4 protein-coding genes, 1 pseudogene and 1 riboswitch are annotated in these 3,846 nt (G+C 74.3%); of the genes and pseudogenes, 3 read left to right on the forward strand and 2 right to left on the reverse strand.

From position 1 onward, the window contains the following. Window positions 1-222 (reverse strand): annotated as a pseudogene (locus VR45_RS34770) (GNAT family N-acetyltransferase); the annotation flags it as partial. 43 nt (window positions 223-265) lie between these two features. Between VR45_RS34770 and VR45_RS34775 the strand changes: the two are divergent. Beyond that, window positions 266-1,204: a hypothetical protein gene (locus VR45_RS34775; RefSeq protein WP_045943907.1), complete on the forward strand. Its 939-nt coding sequence runs from the start codon at window positions 266-268 to the stop codon at window positions 1,202-1,204. Between the two features lie 70 nt (window positions 1,205-1,274). Here the strand turns inward: VR45_RS34775 and VR45_RS34780 are convergent, their stop codons facing one another. Continuing rightward, window positions 1,275-2,144: a M23 family metallopeptidase gene (locus tag VR45_RS34780; RefSeq protein ID WP_052709611.1), complete on the reverse strand. Its 870-nt coding sequence runs from the start codon at window positions 2,142-2,144 to the stop codon at window positions 1,275-1,277. Window positions 2,145-2,156: 12 nt separating this feature from the next. Then, a riboswitch (cyclic di-AMP (ydaO/yuaA leader) is annotated at window positions 2,157-2,327 on the reverse strand. Between the two features lie 245 nt (window positions 2,328-2,572). On the opposite strand from VR45_RS34780, the gene VR45_RS34785 reads away from it, so the two are divergent. Both VR45_RS34785 and VR45_RS34790 read left to right on the forward strand, forming a co-directional pair. Next, entirely contained in the window at window positions 2,573-2,863 is a 291-nt protein-coding gene (locus tag VR45_RS34785) for a YiaA/YiaB family inner membrane protein (RefSeq protein ID WP_045943908.1), read from the forward strand. A gap of 129 nt (window positions 2,864-2,992) precedes the next feature. After that, window positions 2,993-3,820 carry an alpha/beta hydrolase gene (locus VR45_RS34790; RefSeq protein WP_052709612.1) on the forward strand — a complete coding sequence of 276 codons (828 nt, stop codon included), beginning with the start codon at window positions 2,993-2,995 and terminating at the stop codon, window positions 3,818-3,820. Window positions 3,821-3,846 lie beyond the last annotated feature (26 nt).

Consider the following 3,846-nt stretch of genomic DNA (forward strand, 5'->3'; position numbering starts at 1 on the left):
GCGGGTGACGGCGAGCCGGTAGACCTCCCGGTGCTCCTTCTCGGCCTCCTCGACGAACTGGGCGACCTGGTCGGCGCAGGTCTCCAGGTCGCGCGGGGCGAACGGGAGGTAGCGGGTGGCCTCCGGGTCGCCGAACACGGCGTGCAGCGCGGCCACGTCCTCGGGGGTGTGGTGGAACTCGCGAACGGCAAGCCGGGGGCCGGTGAGTCGAACGGGGACCATGGCTCCCGACCCTACCCGCGACCAGCGGTTACGGTTCGTGGTTATGGAAGACGAAGACCTGCGGCTCGTCCCGCGCACCAAGGCCGCCGAGCTGCTCGCCTGGGCGGAGGCGGAGGGCCGGGAGCCGGTCGCCGAGAGCCCGCTGCGAGCGGTGCTGGCGCTGTTGGAGCTGGGCGAGGGCAGGATGCACGACGGCTGGCCCGAACCGACCTCCGCCGCGGTGGAGCACCTGCTGTACGAGCGCCTGTACCTGTACGTCCAGCCGGAGCCGGGCCAGGACCCGCTGGCGTACGGCGCTGCGGTGCGGCTGCTGATCGACCACCGGCGGGCGGCGAAGCGGCTGAACGCCAAGCGGCAGGAGCGGCTGCACGCGGAGGCCGAGTGGCAGGGCGAGGTGGCGGCCGGGCTGCTGCGCCGGGCGGACCTGGTGACCTGGCCCCGGCTGTACACCCTGCTGCTGCGCGCGGCCGGGGTGGACACCGCCGACGGGGAGGCGGTGCGGGCCTGGCTGGAGGGGTTCCGGGAGCTGCCGGAGGAGGAGCGGCTGGCGGCGTTCGCGGCGCTGGAGGCGGAGGGCGTGCTGGACCCGGTGGACGACGGGGGCTGGGAGGCCGGCGGCCGGACCCTGGCGGTCGGGATGGCCACGGACGGCGCGCGGCGGCTGCTGGAGCAGGGACTGATGCGGCGCAGCTACCGGAACCTGGCCGAGCTGACGGCGCTGGGCCGGCCGATGCCGGAGGAGCTGGCCGGGGACTTCGGGGCGTTCGAGGAGGCGGCGGCGCTGGTGGCGCTGGAGCTGGCCGGCACCTGGACGGTGCCGGGGCTGCCGGAGCTGCTGGTGGCGGAGTTCCCGGAGCTGGCGCCGGAGCCGGGGCCGGCGGAGATCGACGCCTATCTGGCCGGGCTGGACGCGGCCTGGGCGGAGGAGCCGGTGGACGGGGACGAGCCGACGGAAACGGCGGCGGAGGAGCCGGCGGAGTAGGCGCGGAACACGGCGAGGGGCCCCGGCCGGTGCGGCCGGGGCCCCTCGTGCTGTTCGGGGGGAGGCGGGGTCAGGGGGTGACGCCGCGCTGCTCGAACCAGGTCTCCGGGTCGACCGGGGCGCCGCCGCCGGGGCGGACCTCGACGTGCAGGTGGGCGCCGGTGACGTTGCCGGTCGCGCCGACCTTGCCGATCTGCTGGCCGGGGAGGACCTTGCCGGAGCCCTTGATGATCGAGGAGAGGTGGCAGTACCAGATCTCGGTGCCGTCGGGCAGGGTCTCGACGATCCGGTAGCCGTAGGCGCCGGCCCAGCCGGCCGAGGTGATGGTGCCCTGGCCGACCGCGTAGACGGGTTCGCCCTGGTCGGCGGCGAAGTCCAGGCCGGTGTGCAGGTGGGCCCAGTAGCGCGCGCTCTGGCCGTAGTGGGCGGAGAGCCGGTAGTCGCGCACCGGCAGCTTGATGGCCGCGAGCTTGGCCTTCTCGGCCTCCTCGGCGGTGCGCCTGGCCTGCTCCTGCTGGGCGACCTGGGCGGCGCGCTTGGCCTCGGCCTCCTGGGCGGCCTGGACCCGGGCGGTCTCCTCGGCCGCGGTGCGCTGGCTGTCGGCCTGCTGCTGGATCCGGGCGGCGAGCGCGAGGCCGGGGTCGGCGGAGAGCGCGACCGGGGTCTCGTCGGGGGTCTCCACGGCGGGCGCGGCGGCCGGGGTGGCGGAGGCGAAGCCGGTCGCGCCCAGGGTGGCGGCGACGGCGGTGACGCCGAGCAGCGGCGCGGTGCCGCGGGTCTGACGGGGCATCCGGTGCCGGCTGGTGTCGGCGGCCGGCGGGGCGCTCTCGTCGGCGGGGCCGCCGAAGGGGCCGTGGCCGGCGAACGGGCCCGGATGGTCGAGCAGCTGGGTGCCGGTGGAGGGCCCGGCCGGGTGTGCCTGGGTGTGCGTCGACGCCACGGAGGCGCGCTCCTTTCCTTCCTTCGCGCCTACCGGGTTAGCTGACGGGTTCGGAGCAGGAAGGTCTCCTACGGCTGAGCCTGGGCGGTGCCCTGGCCCGACCGATTCACCCCAAGGAACATGGTTCCCCGGCTCCCATGACCTGCCCGGAGGCCGGCCGGCGGGATTAGGCGACGGCGCACGGTGCCGTCTGGGTACGGCGTTGCGGACCGCGCTGCGTTATCAAACGTTAATCCGAGAGTCCCTCGATTCCAAGCCATCCGTTGGTGACGACCGGACACGGATCGGACGCTACGCGGCTGGATGGGCGTTTTGTGACGTTTGATGACAGCTGACACTACCGAACGTGAGAGGACGTCAACGAACGGGGTCCCATCTGAGTACGACTACTCATGTGCGGCCGGAATCGCGCGGCCATTCTGGGCGCCATGAGCGCACCGATGCAGTCACGCACCACCGCCGCCTACTACATCCAGGCCGTCCTGTCCTTCGCCCTCTCCGGCACCGCCCTCGGCTTCGGGATCGCCTTCCTCCCGGTCGAACCGTGGACCAGGGCCTTCCTCGCCGTCGGCCTGCTCTGGACGGTCACCTCCGCGTTCACCCTGGCCAAGGTGGTCCGGGACCGGCAGGAGACCACCGATCTCGTCACCAGGGTCGACCAGGCCCGGCTGGACAAGCTGCTGACCGAGCACGACCCGTTCAAGGTGGAGGGAGTCTGACCGGCGGGGCGGAGGGGTCCGGCCGGCCCGGGCGCGGATCGCCGCTCGGGAGAGCTTGACGGCTAAGGCTATTAGCCTTAGCTTTATGGCTATCGGCACTCGCCGATGACCCGCCCCGAGGAGGCTCCCATGAACGGCACCATCGCCCCCGCCACCCGCTACCTCGACCTTCCCGGTGGCCGGATCGCCTTCGACGACACCGGGCACGGCGACGGCGCCCCCGTCGTCCTGCTCCCCGGGATGCTCGACAGCCGGGCCGCGTACCGCCACCTGCGCCCGCTGCTGACCGCCGCCGGCCGTCGGGTGATCACCATGGACCTGCGCGGCTTCGGCGAGTCCTCGATCCTCTGGGAGGACTACTCCCCCGCCGCGATCGCCGGCGACGTCCTCGCCCTGCTGGACCACCTGGGCATCGACCGGGCCGTGCTGGCGGGCAGCTCCTACACCGGCGCCAGCGTGGTCAGGGCCGCCGGGGACGCCCCCGGGCGGGTCGCCGGGATCGTCCTGCTGGACGCCTTCATCGAGAACGTGCCGCCGACCGCCCTGCAGCGGGCGGTGGTCCGCGCGATGGGCGCCCTGGTGGTGCGCTCGCCCGCGTTCTGGGGGCTCTACCTGCGCAAGGCCGCCTTCCCCGGCCCCAAGCCCGCCGACCACGAGGAGTACGTGGCCGGGCTGGTCTCCGCGCTGCGCACCCCGGGCCGGCGGACCGCCACCCGCGGCCATGTCCGCGGCGACGCCTCGCCCGTCGGCTGGACCTCGGCCGTGCGCTGCCCGGCGCTGGTGGTGATGGGTTCCAAGGACCCCGACTTCGGTGACCCGGAGCTGATCGCCGACCGGCAGGCCGCCGCGCTCGGGGCGCGCAAGGTGATGGTCGAGGGCGCCGGGCACTACCCGATGGCCGACCACCCGGAGGCCACCGCCGACGCCCTGCTGGGTTTCCTCGCCGAGCTGGCCTGAGGCCGCGCGCGCCGTCCGCGCCGTCC

This window comes from Streptomyces sp. NRRL S-495 (assembly GCF_000966955.1).
Classification (GTDB): domain Bacteria; phylum Actinomycetota; class Actinomycetes; order Streptomycetales; family Streptomycetaceae; genus Kitasatospora; species Kitasatospora purpeofusca.